The following is a 21,246-nucleotide window of genomic DNA, read 5'->3' on the forward strand; positions in this document are numbered from 1 at the left end:
GTAGTGGTGTAAAACCTGGTGTTGGTTGTGGAAGTCAGCGCGACAGGCCGCTGATGATCATGATGACGCCGGCGATAAGTGCCAGGGCCCCGAGGGCCAGCACCCCCAGCTGAAGAATGCGGAGCCGTTGTGCCCGGGCGAGGCCTGCCGTGGCAGCATCCAGCGGATCCAGCCCATAGGCGGACTTCGCCGAAACCGGCGGAAGCCCCGTGAACTCCTCAACGGCATCCGTATCCCGGCCCGCGGTCGCCTGGGGAGCGGCGGCCGGTGCAGCGGCAGCCTTGGCAGCAGCTTCAGCACGGGCAATCACCCGGGCCCGTCCCGTAGACGTCGCATTGCCCGCCGCCTTGGATGGGCGGGAACCACGCGCAGGGATGCGTGGCCCGGGATTGGTCACCACGGGAACATACGATGTGGCCGGACGCTTCATGACGGGACGGTCCACGCCGGGCACCTGGACGAACTCCAGCGGCGTCACCATGGCCAGGTTACTGGCGGTCGACGGATCGTTCTGAGGCTGCGCCGGGGTGTTCTTTTCCGCCAGCTTCTGCTTGGCCAGTGCGCGCTTGTTGAGCACGGCAGCGCGTTCCGCAAGAGCGATCTGCTCGGCCAGGATCTCAGGATCCACAGCTTCAGGATCCGTTGCCGCGATGTGCTCCATCTTCGCGATCTGGTTCTTGGCCTGTTCGGCTATGAGGGCCCGCGCCTCAAGGGCCTGCTCAACGGTCATACCGTCGGGCAGCTCCTGGGGAACACCGGAGGTCGATTCGCGGGAAGCTGCCTTTGGGGCCGCCTGTGGCTGCGCCGGTGCGGGCTGTTGGGCCGGCGCCTGCGGCTGGGCTGGGCCCTTGCCGGAAGCAGTGCCTTGGCCGGAAGCGGGCGGGACCACCGGAATGGCCGACGTGACGGCCTGTTCCAGCTGCTGCAGCCTGAGCTGGCGCCGCGTGGGAGGCCCGCCGGCTGACAGCTGTCCTTCCTTCTCCGCAAGTTCCTTGATGGTGCGGAGCGCTGCCCGGTCCCTGGCCCTGATCTGGGAAGAGCGCTCGGCCGCCGAACCGGCGGGAACCGAGTCCACGGGACCCGGCGCTACACGCCGGACACGTCCGGTCGCTGAGGACGGACGCGTTGCCTCCGCGCCGCGGGCAGTGTCCGTCTTGCGGCGGTCCGCGGGCACCTGGGGTGCAGGCTGCTTAGGGGAAGGCCGGGCCGGTTCAGCCTGTTTCGTAACAGGCTGCTTCGCGTCTGCCTTTTTCGTAACAGTCTGCTTCGCGGCAGGTTGTTTTGTCGCAGGGGTTACCTCACCGGCACCGGCGGTGCTGGCGTCCCGGATCTGACCCTGGGCTGCATCTCTGGCCTTCCGTAATTCACGGCGGCTGCGGATGGGAGGCTGTTCCTGACTCATTAAAAACTCATTCAGTGCTGGCGGGATCGTCTGTCTCGGTAAGCTCAGAGCTGGTTCGTTCGGCCGGCGGTGCGGCATACAGGCCGTACTTGGCGATGTACTGAACGACGCCGTCCGGAACCAGGTACCAGACCGGGTTGTGCTCAGCCACCCGTGCCCGGCAGTCCGTCGAGGAAATCGCCATGGCCGGCACTGTCAGGAGGCTGACGTCGTCGCGGCCCATGCCGTCGAGTTCGTGCCCGGGGCGCGTGACTCCCACGAAGTGGGCCAGCGACCAGAGCTCGTCGATATCTTTCCATGACAGAATCTGCGCCAAGGCGTCCGCGCCGGTGATAAAGAACAGATCAGCGTCGGGGCGCTGTCGCCGGAGGTCACGGAGGGTGTCGATGGTGTAGGTGGGACCGGGGCGGTCCACATCAACCCTGCTGACGGTGAAGCGCGGATTCGATGCCGTCGCAATCACGGTCATCAGGTAGCGGTGCTCCGGCTCGCTGACTTTCTTGCTCGACTTCTGCCACGGCTGGCCGGTCGGGACGAACACCACTTCGTCCAGTCCAAACTTGGCTGCCACCTCACTTGCCGCAACGAGGTGGCCGTGATGGATGGGGTCAAACGTCCCACCCATCACGCCCAGCCTCAGCCGGCCTTGCCGGCCGCCGTGGTGCAATGCGGCGGAAATGTTAGTGGCCCTGGCCGTGGTCGTGCTTGTTGGGGTGCTGACGGTGCGGGTCTGCATGCTCGTCAACCGCGGTGTGGCGGTTGCCCAGGTTCGTGTAGGACAAGGTAACGAACATCATGACCAACAGGATGGCAAAGATCGCAATGCCGAAGACCCAGGGTTCCGCCCACAGCGGGGCCCGTTCTTCGTGTTGGGCGGCGGACAAGGCGATCTGCTGGAGCAGCATTTTCTCCCCTAGGGCTGAAAGGATGGCGACGGCGGCATTTCCCGCCGTTCCGGACTTCTGTATATGTTACCGCGTTGTTTGACGCGATAATGGCGGTGCTAGCCGCGGACCTGGCCCTCGCCCTGCACGATCCACTTCGTGGTGGTGAGTTCCGTGAGGCCCATCGGACCGCGCGCGTGAAGCTTCTGGGTGGAGATGCCGACCTCGGCCCCCAGGCCCAGCTCGCCGCCGTCAGTAAAGCGCGTGGACGCGTTCACGATCACCGCGGCAGAGTCGATCTCCGCGATGAAGCGCTCGGCGTTCCCCAGGTCATTGGTGAGAATGGCCTCGGTATGCCCGGTTGTCCACGTGCGGATGTGCTTCACGGCCTCGTCGAGGCTGTCCACCATGGCCACGGCCAGGTCCAGGTCCATGTATTCGGTGGCCCAGTCCTCATCGGTGGCCGGCACGGACTCGACGGATGCGGGAAGCGCAGCCCGGACCCGCTCATCGGCATGGAGCCTGACTCCGGCCTTGCTCAGTGCCGCCGCTACCGCCGGGAGGACCTTGGAGCCGGAGTGGACCAGAAGCGTTTCCACCGTATTGCAGACGCTGGGACGCTGGGTCTTGGCGTTGAGGAGGATCTCCACGGCCATGTCCTCGCTGGCTGACTCGTCAACGAAGATGTGGACGTTGCCCTCGCCGGTCTCGATAACCGGGACGGAGGAGTTGTTGACCACGGTTTGGATCAGTTCACGCCCGCCGCGGGGAATCAGCACGTCAACACGGCCCCGGGCGCGCATGAGCACGTTGGCGCCCTCGCGGCCGTACTGGTCCACGGTCTGGACCGCGTCGGCGGGGAGGCCGACGGCGGTGAGAGCCTCGCGAAGGACGCTGATGAGGGCCTCGTTGGTGGCCGCAGCCGCGGTTCCGCCGCGCAGGATGACCGCATTGCCGCTCTTGAGCGCGAGTCCTGCGATATCCACGGTGACGTTGGGGCGTGCTTCATAGATGGCTGCAACAACGCCCATGGGAACGTTGACCTGGCGCAGGCGCAGGCCGTTCGGCAGGGTCTGGCCGCGGACTACGTTGCCGACGGGGTCGGGAAGTCCCGCGAGGTTTTCCAGGGCGCCGGAGAGGGCCTCGATGCGGGCGTCGTTGAGGGTCAGCCGGTCCAGCAGGGCGGCCGACGTTCCGTTGGCGCGCCCCGCCTCTACGTCCTTGGTGTTGGCCGCGAGGATTTCAGCCTTGCGCTCGAGGAGGGCGGTCCCGATGGCCCGGAGGCCCTTGTCCTTCAGTGCGCGGTTGGCGCGGGACATGCTGCGGGCAGCCTGGCGGGAACGGTCGGCGATCGCGTACACGGCCGCTTCAACCTCAGCGGGTGAGGGCTGGCTGTTTTCCGGCGTGGAGGGGACCTGCGTAGCGTCGGTGGATGTCTCTGCTGCTTGGTTCATCAGTGCCTCAGTCATCATTCAAGTCTAGGTGAGTCTGGCCGTTAGACCAGAACCAGGTCGTCTACGTGGACAACTTCACGGTCGAAACCGCGGCCCAGGGACTCCCCCAGTTCCACGGTGGAACGGCCCAGCATCTGCGGCAGTTCGTCGGCTGAATAGTTGACCAGGCCGCGGGCAATCACGGTGCCGTCGGGCGCGATCATTTCGACGGCGTCGCCCGACTCAAAGTGGCCTTCAACGGACGTAATACCGGCCGGCAACAGCGAGGCGCCGTTGTCCCGGACGGCCCTCACGGCGCCGTCGTCGAGAATCAGGCGGCCCTGCACGTGTGCCAGGTGGGCGAGCCACATCATGCGCACGGACTTGCGGCCGCTGTTGACCGAGAACCAGGTTCCCACGTCTTTGCCGGCCAGGGCGGCCGCGGCGTTCGCCGTTGAGGTGACAAGGGCGGGAATGCCCGAATCGGCGGCCATCGTGGCGGCCTCGACCTTGGTCTGCATGCCGCCGGTGCCGACGCCGGCCTTGCCGGGGCTGCCGATGTTGACACCCTCCAGGTCCTGGGGGCCGTCAACCTGCGGGATCCGCTTGGCGCCCTTGGCGGGCGGGCCGTCGTACAGGGAGTCGACGTCGGAAAGCAGCACCAGCGCATCGGCGCGGACCAGGTGGGCCACAAGGGCCGAGAGCCGGTCGTTGTCGCCGAAGCGGATCTTGTGGGTGGCGACGGTGTCATTCTCGTTGACCACGGGGACCACGCCCAGGTTCAGCAGACGGTTCAATGCCCGGAACGCGTTCTGGTGGTGGCTCCGCCGCATCAGGTCATCCGCGGTTAGCAGCACCTGGCTCACGGTGACGCCGTGCGCCGCGAAGGCGTGCGTGTAGCGGGCCATGAGCAGCCCCTGCCCCACGCTGGCTGCGGCCTGTTGCGTCGCCAGGTCGCGCGGGCGCTTGACCAGGCCAAGAGGCGCCAGCCCCGCCGAGATGGCACCGGAGGAGACCAGAATGATCTCGGTGCCTTCGTTGCTCTTGGCGGCCAGCGCATTGGAGAGCTCGATCAATGCCTCTTCGGAGATTCCGCCCTTGATGCTCGTGAGCGACGACGATCCGACCTTGACGACAATGCGGCGGGCCCTGGCGAGCATGCTGCGGTCGTCGGTTCTTGGTTCCTCGATGACAATTGCGGAATTATCAGACACGTGTGCGGGTTCACTCCTCATGTTGGGTGTTCAGTCCACTCTCCTTGAGCGGCCGTGCGGCACGGCGCCCGCTGACTGATTCGGTCCAGATGCCCGCCTTGCGCTCGGCTTCCAGCTCGGCGCGTGCCGCTGCTTTGGCCTCACGGCGTTCAATCTGTTCTTCACGCTTCTGGCCACGGGTGGGCCGGTCCCCGATGTCTGCAAAGCGGACATCGGTGCCGCGCGGCGACGCCAGCAGTTCGGCGCCTGCCATCATGGTCGGCTCCCAGTCGAACACCACGCCGTCGTCGTCACCGATCACTACGGTGTCGCCGGGCTTGGCGCCCTGCTTGAACAGCTCGGTTTCAACACCAAGCTTGGCCAGCCGGTCCGCGAGGTAGCCAATGGCCTCCTCGTTGGTGAAGTCAGTCTGCTTGACCCAGCGCACGGGCTTCTCACCCAGAACGCGGAACAGCGGCTCCAGGTTCTTTTCCTCGCGGCGGATCTTGAAGCCGGCCTCGTTGACTGCGCGGGGGCGCAGCACAGGCGCGTGCACCTTCGGCGGCGTCGCGGCCACAGAGTCACGGGCGGCCTTGACGATCTCCGCCATGGCAAATCCGAGTTGCCGGAGACCTTCGTGGCTCGTGGCCGAAACCTCGAACACGCGGTAGCCCCTCGACTCCAGCTCCGGGCGGACGAACTCGGCCATGTCCTTGCCGTCAGGCAGGTCGACCTTGTTCAAAGCCACCAGCCGGGGCCGGTGGTTCAGCGGAACAACCTCGCCGTCGGTGCCGGCATAGCTCATATCAACGGCATACTTTTCGAGTTCAGCTTCGATGATGGCGAGGTCGGAGAGTGGATCTCTGTCAGATTCCAGCGTACCGCAGTCCAAAACGTGAACCAAAGCGGCGCACCGCTCGACGTGGCGCAGGAAGTTGTGCCCCAGGCCTTTGCCTTCACTTGCGCCTTCGATGAGACCGGGGACGTCGGCGATGGTGAACCGCACGTCGCCGGCCTGCACGACGCCGAGGTTGGGGATGAGCGTCGTGAAAGGATAATCGGCGATCTTGGGCCTTGCGGCGGACATCGCTGCGATCAGGCTTGACTTGCCGGCGGACGGGAAGCCGACCAGGGCGATGTCTGCGATGGACTTCAGTTCCAGCACGATGTCGCTGGACTCGCCCTCGATGCCGAGCAAAGCGAAGCCCGGCGCCCGGCGCTTCTGGGACGACAGGGCTGCGTTGCCGAGTCCACCGAGCCCGCCGGCCGCGGCGATGAACTCGGTGCCTTCGCCCACGAGGTCCGCCAGGACCTCGCCGTCCCTGGTCTTGACGACCGTGCCGTCCGGGACCGGAAGGATCAGCGTTTCGCCGTTCTTGCCGCCGCGCCAGTCGCCCATGCCGGGCCCGCCGTTGGTGGCGTGCCGGTGCGGGGCGTGGTGGTAGTCCAGCAGCGTGGTGGTCTGGGAGTCCACGCGGAGGATGACGTCTCCGCCATTGCCTCCGTTGCCGCCGTCGGGGCCGCCAAGCGGCTTGAACTTCTCACGGTGCACCGAGACACAGCCGTGGCCGCCGGTACCGCCGGATACGTGCAGTACTACCCGGTCTACAAAGCTCGCCACGGTGAATCTCCTCTGTGCCTAATCCGGACGTTCTGGACGCCCAAATTGATTGTAATGCGGTTAAAAGACCAGTGGAGCGGGCCATCATGGCCCGCTCCACCGGTTCAGATCCTGTTGTTACTCTGCAGCTGCAGCAGCAACGATGTTCACGACTCGACGGCCGCGGCGGGTGCCGAATTCAACAGCGCCTGCCTGCAGTGCGAACAGCGTGTCATCGCCACCGCGGCCAACGCCTGCACCGGGGTGGAAGTGGGTGCCACGCTGGCGGACGATGATCTCGCCTGCGGAAACTACCTGGCCGCCGAAGCGCTTGACGCCGAGGTACTGGGCGTTGGAGTCACGACCGTTGCGAGTGGAGCTCGCGCCTTTTTTATGTGCCATTTGGAATGCCTGCCTTTAAATTCTGGGGAATCTGCTGAAAACCTGAACAGTAACCAGAGGTTACTTGATACCGGTGATCTTGACCTTGGTCAGTTCCTGACGGTGACCCTGGCGCTTCTTGTAACCGGTCTTGTTCTTGAACTTCTGGATGACGATCTTCGGACCACGGAGGTCCTGGAGGATCTCAGCCGTAACAGTTACCTTGGCCAGGTCCGCAGCTGCGGATGTGACCTTGTCACCGTCTACCAGGAGCAGTGCGGGCAGCTCAATGGTGCTGCCGGCTCCACCGGCGACGCGGTTCAGGGTAACGAAGTCTCCAACGGAAACCTTCTCTTGGCGGCCGCCTGCGCGGACAATCGCGTACACCACTTGGGAACTCACTTCTCTCGACGTTTATTACTAAATTTGCGTGCGGAACCTGGGTCCAAAGGTGTTTGGTCCGGCTCTCGCTGTGCCTCAACGCCGTGGATTCCCCGGGGGAATCCGTGAGCTATCCCCGGAACAATGCCGTTTGGAATTCCAAAAGGACCGTTCCCGGGGTCATAACCCAAGTGTTGGCGTAAGCACCGAAGATCTAGAATACGCTAATTTCGTCTTCGGCCGCAAATGAGGCTGGTTTCGGCGGGTTGTCCGTGATAAGCACCACAGGCCTGTTGCACCGACCTGCCGTCACCGTGCGCGTTTATCATACCGGCTCCTGCGCCGGAGACCGTTCAGCTGTGGAGCCGCGGCGCGTCGAAAAAATCCACCTCGTAGCGGCAGGACTGCCTGAATGCCGTCAGCATCAGGCTGCGTTCTGCGTCGGACGCCGCGCGGCCCGCGGCGTCGGTGATCGCGATGGCCTGCCGGGTGGCCTCTGCAAAGCCCTCGTCGGCGTAGGTGCGCAACCACTCCGCGTACGGATGCCCTTCAGCGGCGCCGGCTGCGAGGAATTCGGCGTGCAGGGTCTCCCCCACTTCGGCGTAAAGCCAGAAGCACGGGAGCACCGCGGCCACCAGCACGGCATAGCTCCCCGAGGCAGACGCTGCCACCAGGTGGTCCACATAAGCCTTGGTGACCGGCCCGAGGTCGGGCAGCACCATCCGGGTGCTGAGCCAGCTGCGGTGCAGCTCGGACTCCACTTCAAGGCACTGCTGCGCAGAACGGGCCCAGAAGAGTTGCTCAGCCTCGGTGGGGGCGAGGGCGCTGGCCCGTGCCAGGACGCGTGAGTATCCGTTGAGGTAGATGGCGTCCTGCGCGAGGTAATAGGCGAACTCGCTTTCGGGCAGCGTGCCTTCAGCCAGCCCACGGATGAAGCCCAGGCCGTAGATCGCGTCGAGATCCGCGGCGGCCTCCGCATGGAGCAGGTCCGCAAAACTGCCCTCGGCGCCTGCTCCCGGGGACGCCAGGTGGTGGAAGTGGTGGACCGGCCCGTTGCCGTGCCCCACCTCAAGCTGCCCGGAGGAGCGGAGGGCCTCTTCCAGCCAGGGCTTGACGGTGCGGAGTGACTGTTCCCAGTCGCCCACACGGGCCTGCACGGTGGCCATCGCCGAGGACAGGGAGCACCCGGTCCCGTGGCTGTTGCGGGTCGGCACCCGCGGGCCGTCCACCACGACGACATCGGCCGACAGGGCGCCGCCCGTATTCACCAGGGCGTCGGGGCAGTCGGCACCGTCCAGGTGCCCGCCTTTGACGAGGACGGTGGCCCCCGTTTCGGCGGCCAGCCGTTTGCCCTGCTCCAGCGCGTCCGGCCAGGTGGAGGCCTCCGGCTCCCCGAGCAGCATCGCAAGCTCGGCGAGGTTGGGTGTGATCAGGTCAGCCAGCGGCAGGAGTTCCCGCAGGGCCGCCTCAGCAGACTCCTGCAGAAGCCGGTCCCCGCTGGTTGCCACCATCACGGGATCAAGAACGACGACGCCGGGGCGCACCTTCTCCAGCCAGCCGCGCACCGCGGCAATCACCTGTGCGTCGCCCAGCATGCCGATCTTTACGGCGTCCACGGCGATGTCGTCACTGATGGCGGTCAACTGTGCCGTCAGGAAGTCAGCCGGCGGGACATGCACGGCGCTGACGCCCCGGGTGTTCTGGGCGGTCAGCGCCGTGATGGCCGCCATTCCATAGCCACCCGTGGCGGCGATGCTTTTCAGGTCCGCCTGGATGCCGGCTCCGCCGGACGGGTCCGAGCCGGCGATGGCCAGGACGCGGGGAATGCTGCGGGTGGGCGGTACAGCCTCACCCGACGCAGGCTGGACAAGGTGCAGGGCAGATAGTGAAGACAAAGGAGACATCCCTTCGCCGGTGCTAACCGGTCAGGTTCAACGGGTTTGGATCTCAGCCGGCTCCGTGCGCGGCACCCCGTGTCAGTCCCCCAGCCTAGCGGTTTGCTCCCCTTCGGGCACTGCGTTGCAGTTTGCGACCGGCAGCCCCGCAATGTGCCGGGGCAACAGCCTGCGGACGTTCCCTGGCGCAAAAGCACAACGGGCCGGTGCCGCCGTTGCGGCACTGGCCCGTTGAATCAGGTCAGTTCAAACGGAAATCCGTCCGCCTCACAGCTCGGACGCAGGCACGCCGACGCCGAGAATGATCGGCTCGCTGGCAGGCTTCGGGGCAGGGGCGCTGCCTGAATCCGGCGCCTTGGCTTCGTGCGAGTGCCCGGCTGCTGATGCCGGAGCGGTCTCGTGGTGTTCCACGGATGTCTCGTTGGCTGCGCCCTGAGCCCGGCTGGCACTGCGGTTGCGGCGCGGCCGGCGCGTGCGGGTCTGCACCGCCGAGTGGTCAGCGAACCGGTCGGCGTCGTGGTCCGCGCCTGCCGGGGCAGGCCGCGTTCCGGCCGGCGCTGCCGGCTCGGCAGCGGACGTCTCCCCAGCGGCAGGTGCGCGGTCCGCCGTCGGCTGCTCCTCAGCGGGAGCGGCCGGCGCGCCGAGGTGCGCGAACGCCTCCTCCAGCCGGTCCAGCGTCAGGGCAGGAGTTTCGGAGGCCGGCTCGCCGGCGTGCTCGACGAAAGGAAGCACGACTTTCTCGCCGCCAAAGGTCAGCACGGCGCCGGGACGGCCTGAAACGCTCTCCGTCTCCGGGGTACGGTGCACCGCCGGGCTTTCCGGGGCGGATGGCGCCGGGGCAGCGGCAGAGCGCTGTGCTCCGGCGGAAGCGGCCTGGTGGGCGGCGTCCTCATGGAGATGCGCTGCATGGGCCGCGGCCGCGATGTTGGCAAGTGCGGCCCGTGTCGCCTCAGCCTTGGCGTGGCGCTCGGCCTCCGTGGGCTCGTGGTGGACGGCAGCAGGTGCAGCGGTGCCCGTTTCCGCAGGAAGCTGACCGCCCTTGCCGCGCCGGCGGCTCTTGCGTTCGGTCCGCACGGCGGGCTGGTGCTCCGCCCGCGGAACGTGGTGCTCGGCCGCAACAACGTTGGCCCGCCGGTGTTCCACGGGCTCGTCGTGCGTGACCACGCCGCGGCCGGCGCATACCTCGCACTGTTCGCCGAAGACTTCCAGCAGGCCGGTGCCCATGCGCTTGCGGGTCATCTGGACGAGACCCAGTGAGGTCACTTCCGCCACCTGGTGCTTGGTGCGGTCACGGCCCAGGCACTCCACCATACGGCGCAGCACGAGGTCCCGGTTGGACTCCAGGACCATGTCGATGAAGTCGATCACGATGATTCCGCCGATGTCCCGGAGGCGCAGCTGGCGGACAACTTCCTCGGCCGCCTCCAGGTTGTTCTTCGTGACGGTTTCCTCGAGGTTGCCGCCGCTGCCGGTGAACTTTCCCGTGTTGACGTCCACCACGGTCATGGCCTCGGTGCGGTCAATGACGAGGGAACCGCCGGACGGCAGGAACACCTTGCGGTCCAGCGCCTTGTGGATCTGCTCGTCAATGCGCCAGGCCGAGAAGATGTCCTGGTCCTTGGTCCACTTCTCAAGCCGTCCGACAAGGTCCGGGGCAACGTAGGTGACGTAGGCCTCGATGGTGTCCCATGCTTCGTCGCCGGAGACGATCAGCTTGGAGAAATCCTCGTTGAAGACGTCGCGGACAACCTTGATGGTCAGGTCCGGTTCGCCGTACAGCAGCTCGGGAGCGAGGACCTTGGTGGACTTCGCCTGGCTTTCGATGCCCTCCCACTGCGCCCGGAGGCGGTTGATGTCATGCGTGAGCTCTTCCTCCGACGCGCCTTCGGCCGCCGTGCGGACGATGACGCCGGCATCCTCGGGCAGGCGGTCCTTGAGGATCCGCTTCAGGCGGTTGCGTTCGACGTCGGGCAGCTTGCGTGAGATGCCCGTCATGGAACCGCCGGGCACGTACACCAGGTAGCGTCCGGGCAGGGAGATCTGGCTCGTCAGGCGTGCACCCTTGTGGCCCACAGGGTCCTTGGTGACCTGGACGAGGACGGAATCCCCGGACTTCAGGGCGTTCTCGATCCGGCGCTGCTTGCCCTCGAGGTTCACCGCTTCCCAGTTCACTTCACCGGCGTAGAGCACGGCGTTGCGGCCGCGGCCGATGTCAACGAAGGCCGCTTCCATCGACGGCAGGACGTTCTGGACCTTGCCCAGGTAGACGTTGCCGATCAGCGAGTCCTGCTGTGTCTTGGACACGAAGTGCTCGGCCAGCACGCCGTCCTCGAGGACACCGATCTGGATTCTGTCGTCGCGCTGGCGCACGATCATCTGCCGGTCAACTGATTCGCGGCGGGCCAGGAACTCGGCCTCGGTGATGACGGTGCGGCGGCGGCCGGTGTCGCGGGATTCACGGCGGCGCTGCTTCTTCGCTTCGAGCCTCGTGGAGCCCTTAACGCTGGTCACCCGGTTGCTGACGGCAGGCTCACTGGGAACGCGCGGGGCCCGGACGCGGGTCACCGTGTTGGGGGGATCGTCGTCTCCCCCGCCGGTGAGCTCGAGGTCCTGGTCCCCGCGCCGGCGGCGGCGCCGGCGGCGGGACGTCACACCTTCGTCACCCTGGCCCACGGTCTCTTCGTCGGTGTCCTCGGACGCGTCTGCGCCCTCGGCGTCGGCTCCGGAGTCGTCGCGCTCCGAGACGTCACGGTCAGTGATTTCACGGCCGTTCCGGGTCCGCCCACGGCGGCCGCGGCTGCGGCGGCGGCGTCGTCCGCCCTCGTCGTCCTGCTCGTCCTCGCCGCCTTCGGCCTCAGTGTCCTCCGCGGCGGGAGTGGCAGCCGGGCGAATCACGGTGTTGAGGTCGGGCGCCTGGAAGATGATCGACGTGACCGATGCCGGCTCCAGGAAGAGCGAACCTGCCGGAGCGGCCGGCGACGGCTCCTCCTCGATCTCGGCTGCATCCTCGGCGGCTTCAGCTTCGGCGGCCTGCGCGGCGGCTGTCTCCGCCTGGATTTTTGCGACCGGCGTTTCTTCGACCCGAGTTTCCACGGCAGAAGTTTCAGCAGCGGACCCGGCCGCTGCGGCTTCTGCGGACGCGGGCGCTGGCTGCTCTTCAGTGTCGGACTGTTCGGTGGCGGGCTCTACAGTTTTGGCCTTTGCAACGCGGCGGCGGCGGACGGGCTTCGCTTCAGGCTCTCCGGCCGGCTCGGCACCGGAGGGCTCGGCACCGGAGGGCTCGACGGCGGCCGCTTCAGCGGATGCCCCGGCGGCTGCCTCGGCGCCCGCCCCTTCGGCGAACGCGGGGAGCGGCTGGTCCGCGGCCTTCTTGCGGGAACGCGTGCGACGCACCGGGGCTTTTGCCTCCGCAACGGCAGCTTCCACCGCCGTCACTTCAGAATGCGCTGCGTCCACGGGTTCCGACACAACGGAGTCAGCCGACAGCGCGGGCTCGCCGAGGACAGGCTCCTGCAGCGCCGGTTCCGGCAGCGACGCCTGGGCCTCGGGTTCCTTTACCTTGGGCGCTGCCTTGCGCCGTGTGCGGGTGGCCTTCTTGGGAGCTACCGCTTCCGCGTTGGCGGCCGGATCCTCGTTAACGGCGTTTACCTGGTCATTATCCATATGTGGCGACACTCCTGCCCCTGACATGCCGCCACATCCGGCACCCGTTGGGGCACATATTGTCAAAACCCGCAGGCGTTGACAGAAGTCAATTGGATACCCTCAGGTTCGCACCGGCAGTGGGGTGCGGCAGCCCTGAAAGGCCGGCGGGAATGTTACTGGAACCCGTTGTTTCTGCAATCCACAACCAGGTGCCGTCCAATGGAATGCGGAGGCAGGATTTCCGTTATCCGGGCCTCCGCTGCGTCTCATTGGCGGTCTTGGGAACAAGCCACCGGACTGGAACCCGAATGTGGTTCGCGTTCCAGCCACGTTCATTCTCTCATACAGCAGTTCAAAAACGCCGTCATTGAGTGACAAACACAGTCAAGGGAGCCGGGAGTGCCCGCCGCACCAAGCTTGCATCCAGACTGCGGCGATACAATCTGGGCAGGAGCACCCAAGATAAAGGACGCCACCCCCATGCCCAGCATTCCGTCTTCCACCGGCACGGATTCCGAGCACGACTACGCCGACGAAACCCCGGGGCGGGCTGCAGCTGCCGAAGCTGCAGGACCGGCCATGACGCGTGACCGCCCGTTTGGGTGGCTGCTGGTCATCACCGGCATCGTGGGATGGATCGCGTCCGGCATCCTGGTGCTGGAAAAGCTCGAGGTTCTCAAGGATCCCAACCACACCACCGTCTGCGACGTGAACCCGTGGATCTCCTGCGGCCAGGTGATGCAAACGCCGCAGAGTTCGGTCTTCGGCTTTCCCAATATGTTCATCGGCATAGTGGCCTTCGCCGTGATCATCACCGTCGGCATGGCGCTGTTGTCCGGCGCCCGTTTCAGCCGCTGGTACTGGCTGGGACTGCAGGCCGGCGTCACTCTCGGTTTCGCCTTCGTTGTGTGGCTGTGGTTCCAGGCGCTCTATGAGATCCGCATCCTGTGCCCGTTCTGCATGGTGGTGTGGGCTGCCATGATTCCCCTCTTCGTCTGGGTCACCGTCCGCAACGTTGTCCGCGGGGCCATCCCGGCGCCGACGGGTGTGGCCAAAATTCTCGGCGACGCCGGATGGATCATCACCGCGCTGCTCTATGTGGCAGTCATCGCCACGATCTTCTTCGCCTTCATCCAGGTATTCATCGGCACCTCCGGTTTCTAGGCCAAAAGAAAAAGCGCGAACTGGCAGATAACGCCCTCAAAAGCTGATTTTGAGGGCATTTGCTGCCAGTTCGCGCTTAGGCGCTGTTCTAGGCCTGGAACCAGATCTTGATTTCGCGCTCGGCCGAGTCGACGGAGTCCGAGCCGTGGACCAGGTTCTGCTGGACCTTCAGGCCCCAGTCCCGGCCGAAGTCGCCGCGGATGGTGCCCGGCGCCGCCGTCGTGGGGTCAGTGGTGCCGGCCAGCGAGCGGAAGCCCTCGATGACGCGGTGGCCTTCGAAGATCGCAGCGACGACCGGGCCGCTGAGCATGAAATCAACCAGCGGCTCGTAGAACGGCTTGCCCACGTGCTCTTCATAGTGCTGCTCCAGCAGCTCCCGGGTGGCGTTGACCTTCTTGAGCTCGGCCAGCGTGTAGCCCTTTGCCTCGATGCGGCCAAGGATTTCGCCGGTCAGGTTGCGGGTGACGCCGTCGGGCTTGATAAGGACGAGGGTGCGCTCAATGCTCACAGCTGCTCCAATGCGGTTGGTTGTGGGTTTCCGGGTAATTCTACGGGTTCTGGCCGGCGCCTTCATCGCGGCATCCGTCCGAATGCGCGGCTTCCCATTCCGCCTGTTCCCGGGCTCTTTGCGCGGCTTCCCGGTCGATCCGGATGCCGGTCCGGATCCCGTACCACCAGGCCAGCGCAAACAGGACGCCGACGAGGAACATCATCGGCTCCACGAACCCGGCGAGGATGAGCACCAGCTGCAGGATCCAGCCGAGGCCTACGCCCCACGGCTTGGACAGGACGGCGCAGGCCAGCACCAAAACCACGCTCAGTCCGATGCCCACCGACAGAATCAGGACAGGGGGCACCTCGCTGCGGCGCAGGCCGAACACGGCCAGTGTGGCGAAGAATGCCACGAAGGCTTCCAGCAGGAGCACGGTGGAGGCGAACATGACCTTGGTGGACCGGCGTTTCTTGGGCATGCCTGGCCGCCATTCGCGCTGGGCCTTAGTGAGCCGTGCCATCAGGCTGCCGTCTTCCCGAGAAGGATGCGCGCATCAGCCACCAGCGTGATGGAACCCGTCACCAGCACGCCGCCGGCCAGGTCCTCGTTGGCCTCCGCGCGTTCCACGGCCCATTCCAGCGCATCGTCCAGCTTCTCGGCGATGTGGATGTTGTCCTCGCCAAAGCCAAGGTCGACGGCGATCTCCGCCAGTTCCGCGGCGGGAACCGCCCGCGGGGAGTTGGACTGGGTGAAGCAGAATTCCTCGGCAAGGCCGCCGAGTGACTCCTTGAGCTGGCGCAGGATCTCCTCGGCGTCCTTTTCCTTGAGGACACCGACCACAACCACCAGTTTGCTGAAGCTGAAGGCTTCCTCAATGGCTTCGGCCGTGACCCGGATGCCTTCCGGATTGTGCGCCGCGTCCACGATGATGGTGGGCGCAGTCCGCATGACTTCCAGGCGCCCTGGGGACGAGACGGTGGCGAAGGCCTCCTGCAGAACTTCTGCGGAAAGCTCCTTCTCTCCCCCGCCCAGGAAGGCCTCCAGCGCGGCGACGGCCACGGCCGCATTTTCGGCCTGGTGGGATCCGTGCAGCGGCACCATCAGCTCCGGGTAGCGTCCGGCGATGCCCTGGACGGTCACCACCTGCCCGCCGACAGCAACCTGGCGGGATTCGACGCCGAATTCGACGCCTTCGAACTTGAACGGCACCTGGACTTCCCGGGCTTTCTCAAGCAGCACCTGGGCGGCGTCCACGGGCTGGGCGGCGCTGATGAGGAAGCCGCCGGGCTTGATGATGCCGGCCTTTTCGTAGGCAATGTCCTCCGTGGTGTCGCCGAGCAGGTCGGTGTGGTCCAGGGAAATGGGCGTCACCACGGCAACCTGGCCGTCGCCCACGTTGGTGGCATCCGTGATGCCGCCGAGGCCCACCTCCATGACCGCCACGTTGACCGGCTGGTCGGCAAAGACCGCGAAAGCGAGGATCGTCAGGCACTCGAAGTAGGTCAGCCTGGGCTGGCCCTCGGCGATGAGTTCGTTGTCCACGATTTCCAGGTAGGGCCGGATCTCGTCCCAGATGCGCACGAACGTTTCGTCGGACACCGGGGCGCCGTCCACGCTGATCCGCTCAGTGACCTTGGACAGGTGCGGACTGGTGTAACGGCCCGTGCTGAGGCCGTGGGCCCGCAGGCCCGCCTCGATCATCCGGGCCGTGGAGGTTTTTCCGTTGGTGCCGGTGACGTGGATGATCGGAAAGGCCTTGTTCGGCTCCCCCAGCACGTCCATGGCCCGGAACAGCGGTGCGAGCCGGGGCTCCATCTTGTTTTCCGGCGCCCGGCCCAGCAGCTCGGCGTAGACGCTCTCCACTGAGAATTCGTCGGTCATATGTTTCAGGCCTCTGCTCTTTCGACGGTGACTTTTTCGACACCGATGCGGGGTTCCCCGGAGTCGGCAGGAACGGTGTCCAGCTCCAGCGTCAGGGTTTCGGTTTTGACGAGTTCTGCGTTGGCCAGCAGGGCGTCCAGCACGCTCTGCACCGCGGTGACCGAGGTCCGGATCCGGTCGCTCACGTTGAGTCCGGCATCCTTGCGGGCCTGCTGGATGGAGCGGACCATGTCCCTGGCCAGGCCCTCGGCCTCGAGCTCGGGCGTGACCTCGGTATTTAGAACGACGAAACCTCCGGTGGGCAGAACTGCGGCAGCAGAAGACGCTGAGGCCGAACCGCCGTCGGACTCGGCAACCACTGTCTCCAGCGTGTATTCCTGCGGCTCGAGCTCGAGGCCGCCGGCTGTCACCACACCGGCGTCGGAGATGGACCAGTCACCGGACTTGGAGCCCTTGATGGCGAGCTGGACGTTCTTGCCCAGGCGCGGGCCCGCCGCGCGGGCATTGACCACGAGCTTTTGTTCGATGCCGAATTCCTCAGGGGAAGCGCTGGCGGCGTCAAGGAGACGCACGGAGCGCAGGTTCAGCTCATCGGCGACGACGGCGGCGAACCCGTTCAGCGCATCTGCGCCGGGTGCCACAACAGTGAGTTCCTGCAGCGGCAGGCGCACGCGCAGGTTCGCTGCCTTGCGCAGGGACGATCCGGTGGAGCAGATCTGCTGCACCCGGTCCATCGCTTCCACGAGTCCGGCGTTGGCCGGGAACAGTCCGGCGTCCGGCCAGTCGGCCAGGTGCACGGAGCGGCCGCCGGTGAGGCCTCGCCAGATTTCCTCGGATACGAGCGGCAGCAGCGGGGCGGCGACGCGGCACACGGCTTCCAAGGCCGTGTACAGCGCGTCGAAGGCGTCGGCGTTCTCGTCGAAGAAGCGCTGGCGGCTGCGGCGGACATACCAGTTGGTGAGCATGTCCAGGTAGCTGCGGAGTTCATCGCAGGCCCCGGAGATGTCGTAGCTGTCCAGCTGGGCGGTCATGTTGCGGACCAGGTCCCCCGTATTGGCCAGCAGGTACTGGTCCAGGGTGTCGGAGTAGCCGTCGTAGCGCAATTTGGCGTCGTAGCCGGCAGCTGTACCGTCCACTACGTTGGATGCATTCGTGTACAGCGTGAAGAAGCTGTACACATTCCAGAGCGGCAGGATGACCTGGCGGACGCCGTCGCGGATTCCCTGTTCGGTGACCACAAGGTTGCCGCCGCGCAGGATGGGGCTGGACATGAGGAACCAGCGCATGGCGTCGGAGCCGTCACGGTCCAGCACCTCGGACACGTCCGGGTAGTTGCGCAGGCTCTTGGACATCTTCTGCCCGTCAGAGCCCAGCACGATGCCATGGCTGATCACGTTGCGGAAGGCGGGCCGGTCGAACAGTGCCGTGGACAGGATGTGCAGCATGTAGAACCAGCCGCGCGTCTGCCCGATGTACTCCACGATGAAGTCGGCCGGGTTATGGGTGTTGAACCACGCCTCGTTCTGGAACGGGTAATGGACCTGGCCGTAGGGCATGGAACCGGAGTCGAACCAGACATCGAGCACGTCCTCCACGCGGCGCATGACGGACTGGCCCTCTTCGGGCGTGCGCGGGTCATCCGGGTTCGGCCGGGTCAGTTCGTCGATGAACGGCCGGTGCAGGTCAACCTGGCCGTCCTTGTTCAGCGGCAGGCGGCCGAAGTCGGCCTCGATCTCGGCGAGCGAGCCGTAAACGTCCGTGCGCGGGTATTCGGGGTCCGTGGACTGCCAGACGGGGATCGGGCTGCCCCAGTAACGGTTGCGGCTGATGGACCAGTCGCGGGCGTTGGCGAGCCACTTGCCGAACTGGCCGTCCTTGACGTTCCCGGGGATCCAGTTGATCTCCTGGTTCAGTTCGGACATGCGGTCCCGGAACTTGGTGACCTCGACGTACCAGGAGGAGACGGCCCGGTAGATCAGGGGGTTGCGGCAGCGCCAGCAGTGCGGGTAGCTGTGCTCGTAGCTGGCCTGGCGGACCAGGCGGCCCTGGGCGCGCAGCACCTGGGTGATGGGTTTGTTGGCCTCGAAAACCTGCAGCCCGGCGATGTCGTGCAGGTCGCCATGGGCGAACAGGTGCAGGAACTTGGCGCCTTCGTCGACCGACAGGATGACCGGGATGCCGGCTTCCTCGCAGACCTTCTGGTCATCTTCACCGAAGGCGGGGGCCTGGTGGACGATGCCCGTACCGTCGGTGGTGGTGACGTAGTCGGCCACGAGGAACTGCCACGCGTTTTCGGTGCCGAACTTCTCGGTGTCGCTGAAGTCGTGCCACAGCGGCTCGTAGCGGAGGCCCGCAAGCTCGGCGCCGGTGTGGGTGGACGTGACGGCGGCGGCAGCGGCAGCAACGCCGTCGGCACCATCACCGTAGCCCAGGTCCTTGGCGTAGGTGCCGAGCAGGTCGGCGGCGAGCAGGAAGCTGCCGGTGACAGGGGCATCAGCAGATGCTGCCTTGATGCCGTTGGGACCGGCGGGGAGCACGGCGTAGGTGATGTCAGGCCCGACGGCGAGCGCCAGGTTGGTGGGCAGGGTCCAGGGGGTGGTGGTCCAGGCGAGCGCCTGCACGCCGGCCAGCTGCCGGGAGAGCTCCGACTCCCCCGCCTTCACGGGGAACGTCACGGTGACCGTCTGGTCCTGGCGGTTCTTGTAGACGTCGTCATCCATGCGCAGCTCATGGTTGGACAGCGGGGTCTCGTCCTTCCAGCAGTACGGCAGGACCCGGTAGCCGTTGTAGGTGAGGCCCTTCTCGTGCAGCTGCTTGAAGGCCCACAGCACAGACTCCATGTACTCGACGTTGAGCGTCTTGTAGTCGTTGTCGAAGTCCACCCAGCGGGCCTGCCGGGTGACGTAGCTCTGCCACTCGTCGGCGTACTTCATGACGGAGGCCCGGCAGGCGTCGTTGAACTTGTCGATGCCCATGGCCTCGATCTGGGTCTTGTCCGTCATGCCCAGCTGTTTCATCGCTTCCAGCTCGGCGGGCAGCCCGTGGGTGTCCCAGCCGAAGCGGCGCTCGACGCGCTTGCCGCGCTGGGTCTGGTAGCGGCCCACGAGGTCCTTGGCGTAGCCGGTCAGCAGGTGGCCGTAGTGCGGCAGCCCGTTGGCGAAGGGAGGGCCGTCGTAGAAGACGAACTCGTTGCTGCCGGTGGTGCCGCCGGGAAGGTCCGCGCTGCGCTGGTCGATGCTCGCCTGGAAGGTGCCGTCCTCGTCCCAGTACTTGAGGATCCGCTCTTCGATCTCCGGAAACTTCACGGAGGCGGATACGCCTGAGGCGTTGGCGCCTGACGGTGCGGCAGAGGCCTTGGGGTAATAGGTCATCTCGACATCCTGGGTTGAGCTGGTGAACAAGTGGATCATTCAGGATGCGAGGACGGCCCGTGCACTGCCGGCCGGCTTTCACCGTCCAACGCACCGGTACCGCGGTACCACCTCACTTACCGGGACTGGGACCGCCCCTGGGGGGCTGTTCCGGCACCGGCCGCTCAATTACTGCTGTGACGGGCTTACCCGTCCGGTTCTAGTTGCCCTGGCACGCGGAGGCGCACCGGGCGTTCTTCCGGAAGCTCGCCGGTGATGGCCGGGTCAAAGCTGTTGGTACAAGTCTAGCGGCTGCGCTCGCGGACTCCCTAACCGGTCAGGCCCCTGCAGAAACCCGCCCGGCCCGGCAGTGCGGGCATCCTGCGCCCTTTCCTGCCTAGACTCGATGCCATGACCGCTCCATCCCCCGGACCGGCCCAAAATGGCCCCGCTCTCCTGCAACCTGCCGCGCTCCCACACGGCGCGCTCTTCGCGTGGCGGGTGCTGGCGCTGGCCGTTATGGTGCCGGTCGTGTCCCTGTCGATCTTTCGGGCTGTGCCGGGGCAATGGCCGACGCCGGTGGTCCAGCTGCTGTCCTTCACCCCATGGCTGGTGGTCCCGGCAGTTCTGGGGCTTGGCCTGGCGCTGGCAGGCCGCCGCACCTGGATCACCGTTGTGGCCGCACTCCTGCTGTCCGCCCAACTGTTCTGGCTCTTCCCGCTGGACGCCGGCCGCGCAATTCCCGATGCCTCCCGTCCCAGCACCGAGCTCACGGCTATGAACATCAATTCACAGTTCGGCGAAGCGGATGCTGCGGAGGTCGTCCGGCTGGTCCGGGAGAACGGCGTGGAACTGCTCGGAGTCCAGGAACACACGCAGAGATTTGAGGACCGGCTGGCCGCCGAGGGACTCGGAAGCCTGCTGCCCAACAGGGTCAGCAGCCCCACGGACGACGGCGCCGGCAGCGCTCTGTATGCGGCCCACCCAATGGAGCCCGTGGGGCTCCTTCCCGACACGCCCTTTCAGATGCCGACGGTACGCCTCACTGTTCAGGACGCGGGCCGCACCGGCAGCGTGGAGGTCACCAACGTGCATGCGCTGCCCCCTGTGGACGTCCGCATCGCACAGTGGCGCAGCGACCTCGCGGCGCTGGGACGCCTGGCCCAGGCGGGTCCGGTGGCCCAGGACGGTTCGGTGGTTCAGGACGGTCCGGTCTCCCGAGGCGGCTCAACGGTGCCCGATGGCGCACCAGCGGCCAACCGCCTGCTCATTGGCGACTTCAACGCCACCTACGACCACTCCGAGTTCAGGGCGCTGCTCGACGGCGGCCCGGGCCCGAAGCTGGTGGACGTGGGGACCGCGGCCGGCCGGCGGCTGACCCCCACGTGGCCGATGGAAGGCGTGCCGCTGCCGGGCATTGCCATCGACCATCTCGTCACGAGCCCACAGATCGTGCACTCCGGCTACGCGGCGCACCGGGTCCCGGGAACCGACCATGCCGCGGTCCTGGCCACCCTGGGCATCCCGGTGGGAGACTAGGTTCG

Annotated in this window: 16 protein-coding genes and 1 riboswitch; of the genes, 2 read left to right on the forward strand and 14 right to left on the reverse strand. The window is 66.3% G+C overall.

Features of this window, described 5'->3' with window-relative positions; translation table 11 throughout:
* Positions 1 to 34: 34 nt before the first annotated feature.
* The 10 genes from AC6CH3_RS05760 to AC6CH3_RS05805 all read right to left on the reverse strand — a co-directional run bounded on the left by AC6CH3_RS05760 (position 35) and on the right by AC6CH3_RS05805 (position 12,832).
* Positions 35 to 1,402: a hypothetical protein gene (locus AC6CH3_RS05760; protein ID WP_498131506.1), complete on the reverse strand. Its 1,368-nt coding sequence runs from the start codon at positions 1,400 to 1,402 to the stop codon at positions 35 to 37.
* Positions 1,403 to 1,409: 7 nt separating this feature from the next.
* Positions 1,410 to 2,138, reverse strand: coding sequence for a nicotinate-nucleotide adenylyltransferase (nadD, locus tag AC6CH3_RS05765; RefSeq protein ID WP_498131507.1), 729 nt, complete (start codon positions 2,136 to 2,138; stop codon positions 1,410 to 1,412).
* Positions 2,083 to 2,307, reverse strand: a complete 225-nt coding sequence (locus AC6CH3_RS05770) for a hypothetical protein (RefSeq protein WP_498131508.1) — start codon at positions 2,305 to 2,307, stop codon at positions 2,083 to 2,085. The genes nadD and AC6CH3_RS05770 overlap by 56 nt, the downstream gene beginning before the upstream one ends.
* A gap of 98 nt (positions 2,308 to 2,405) precedes the next feature.
* Positions 2,406 to 3,755 carry a glutamate-5-semialdehyde dehydrogenase gene (locus AC6CH3_RS05775; RefSeq protein WP_498131509.1) on the reverse strand — a complete coding sequence of 450 codons (1,350 nt, stop codon included), beginning with the start codon at positions 3,753 to 3,755 and terminating at the stop codon, positions 2,406 to 2,408.
* A gap of 26 nt (positions 3,756 to 3,781) precedes the next feature.
* Positions 3,782 to 4,879 carry a glutamate 5-kinase gene (gene proB / locus AC6CH3_RS05780; RefSeq protein ID WP_498131543.1) on the reverse strand — a complete coding sequence of 366 codons (1,098 nt, stop codon included), beginning with the start codon at positions 4,877 to 4,879 and terminating at the stop codon, positions 3,782 to 3,784.
* Positions 4,880 to 4,943: 64 nt separating this feature from the next.
* Positions 4,944 to 6,533 carry a GTPase ObgE gene (obgE, locus tag AC6CH3_RS05785; protein WP_498131510.1) on the reverse strand — a complete coding sequence of 530 codons (1,590 nt, stop codon included), beginning with the start codon at positions 6,531 to 6,533 and terminating at the stop codon, positions 4,944 to 4,946.
* 117 nt (positions 6,534 to 6,650) lie between these two features.
* Positions 6,651 to 6,914 (reverse strand): 50S ribosomal protein L27, encoded by a 264-nt coding sequence (rpmA, locus tag AC6CH3_RS05790; protein WP_003803426.1) that lies wholly within the window; start codon positions 6,912 to 6,914, stop codon positions 6,651 to 6,653.
* Positions 6,915 to 6,974: 60 nt separating this feature from the next.
* On the reverse strand, positions 6,975 to 7,283 hold the full coding sequence (gene rplU, locus AC6CH3_RS05795) for a 50S ribosomal protein L21 (RefSeq protein ID WP_003803420.1): 309 nt from the start codon (positions 7,281 to 7,283) through the stop codon (positions 6,975 to 6,977).
* A gap of 344 nt (positions 7,284 to 7,627) precedes the next feature.
* On the reverse strand, positions 7,628 to 9,178 hold the full coding sequence (thiD, locus tag AC6CH3_RS05800; protein ID WP_498131511.1) for a bifunctional hydroxymethylpyrimidine kinase/phosphomethylpyrimidine kinase: 1,551 nt from the start codon (positions 9,176 to 9,178) through the stop codon (positions 7,628 to 7,630).
* Positions 9,161 to 9,258: riboswitch (TPP riboswitch) on the reverse strand. It overlaps the preceding gene by 18 nt.
* Before the next feature lie 178 nt (positions 9,259 to 9,436).
* Positions 9,437 to 12,832, reverse strand: a complete 3,396-nt coding sequence (locus AC6CH3_RS05805) for an Rne/Rng family ribonuclease (protein ID WP_498131512.1) — start codon at positions 12,830 to 12,832, stop codon at positions 9,437 to 9,439.
* A 462-nt stretch (positions 12,833 to 13,294) separates the two neighbouring features.
* Here AC6CH3_RS05805 and AC6CH3_RS05810 point away from each other — a divergent pair, with 462 nt between their 5' ends.
* Positions 13,295 to 13,978: a vitamin K epoxide reductase family protein gene (locus tag AC6CH3_RS05810; RefSeq protein WP_498131513.1), complete on the forward strand. Its 684-nt coding sequence runs from the start codon at positions 13,295 to 13,297 to the stop codon at positions 13,976 to 13,978.
* 88 nt (positions 13,979 to 14,066) lie between these two features.
* On the opposite strand, the gene ndk is transcribed toward AC6CH3_RS05810, so the two are convergent.
* The 4 genes from ndk to ileS are packed head-to-tail and all read right to left on the reverse strand — an operon-like array spanning position 14,067 to position 19,723.
* Positions 14,067 to 14,486 carry a nucleoside-diphosphate kinase gene (ndk, locus tag AC6CH3_RS05815; RefSeq protein ID WP_400575739.1) on the reverse strand — a complete coding sequence of 140 codons (420 nt, stop codon included), beginning with the start codon at positions 14,484 to 14,486 and terminating at the stop codon, positions 14,067 to 14,069.
* A gap of 40 nt (positions 14,487 to 14,526) precedes the next feature.
* Positions 14,527 to 14,991 carry a DUF4233 domain-containing protein gene (locus AC6CH3_RS05820; RefSeq protein WP_498131514.1) on the reverse strand — a complete coding sequence of 155 codons (465 nt, stop codon included), beginning with the start codon at positions 14,989 to 14,991 and terminating at the stop codon, positions 14,527 to 14,529.
* Positions 14,991 to 16,352: a bifunctional folylpolyglutamate synthase/dihydrofolate synthase gene (locus tag AC6CH3_RS05825; protein WP_498131515.1), complete on the reverse strand. Its 1,362-nt coding sequence runs from the start codon at positions 16,350 to 16,352 to the stop codon at positions 14,991 to 14,993. The genes AC6CH3_RS05820 and AC6CH3_RS05825 overlap by 1 nt, the downstream gene beginning before the upstream one ends.
* A 5-nt stretch (positions 16,353 to 16,357) precedes the next feature.
* On the reverse strand, positions 16,358 to 19,723 hold the full coding sequence (gene ileS / locus AC6CH3_RS05830) for an isoleucine--tRNA ligase (protein WP_498131516.1): 3,366 nt from the start codon (positions 19,721 to 19,723) through the stop codon (positions 16,358 to 16,360).
* Positions 19,724 to 20,113: 390 nt separating this feature from the next.
* Between ileS and AC6CH3_RS05835 the strand changes: the two genes are divergently transcribed.
* On the forward strand, positions 20,114 to 21,241 hold the full coding sequence (locus tag AC6CH3_RS05835; protein WP_498131517.1) for an endonuclease/exonuclease/phosphatase family protein: 1,128 nt from the start codon (positions 20,114 to 20,116) through the stop codon (positions 21,239 to 21,241).
* The last annotated feature ends 5 nt before the right edge of the window (positions 21,242 to 21,246 follow it).

Source organism: Arthrobacter sp. GQ119, assembly GCF_059759125.1.